At 63.5% G+C, this 735-nt stretch carries 1 protein-coding gene; it reads left to right on the top strand.

Features of this window, described 5'->3' with window-relative positions; translation table 11 throughout:
* Position 1: 1 nt before the first annotated feature.
* Positions 2–735, top strand: a 734-nt coding sequence (locus tag KHO30_RS39105; protein WP_244864249.1) for an ATP-binding protein, incomplete at its 3' end; no start/stop codon positions are given.

The following is a 735-nucleotide window of genomic DNA, read 5'->3' as shown; positions in this document are numbered from 1 at the left end:
GCTGCATCATCCCACTGTCGACAAACTACACGCGCTGCGCCTGCCCGGCATGGCGGCGGCGCTTGCCGAGCAACAGTCCCAGGACGGCATTGACCGGCTGGGCTTTGAAGAACGTCTGGGGCTGCTGGTCGAGCGTGAATCCAGTGAACGTGACTCGCGACAAACGGCAGCCCGCCTGCGCCGGGCCAGACTGAAGGTGCCCGACGCGTCGCCCGAGGACATCGACTATCGCACCGCCCGCGGCCTGGACCGGGCGCTCATCGTGCGGCTGCTGACCGGTGAGTGGCTTCGGGAGAGGCAGAACCTGATCCTGGTTGGCCCGACTGGGCTCGGCAAGAGTTGGTTGGGTTGCGCCTTCGCCATCCAGGCGTGCCGCCAGGGGTTCTCCGCCTGCTATCTGCGCGTGCCGAAACTGAACGAGGAACTGGCGATCGCACACGGCAGCGGGCGCTACGCGCGATGGCTCGCACAACTTGCCAAGACGGATCTCGTGATTCTCGACGATCTGGCAATGGCGCCGCTGACCGATTCCGCGCGGCGCGACCTGTTAGAGGTGCTCGATGACAGGCACGGACACCGATCCACGCTGGCCACCAGCCAGCTATTACGGGTTCGACTTCGTAAAATCTGTAATGCGATGAACAACTTTATGCGGAGTCCGTCCTTACGAACCCCGCTGCCGTCAGCGTCCAGTGGCTTTCCGTCTATGCATAATAGGTGCGGTGTTCAGCGACG

Origin of the sequence: Paraburkholderia aspalathi, from assembly GCF_905220735.1 — a bacterium.
In the GTDB taxonomy this organism is placed as follows: Bacteria; Pseudomonadota; Gammaproteobacteria; order Burkholderiales; family Burkholderiaceae; genus Paraburkholderia; species Paraburkholderia aspalathi.
The sequence above is the reverse complement of the archived record's forward strand: the minus strand, read 5'-3'. Positions and strand labels throughout refer to the sequence as shown.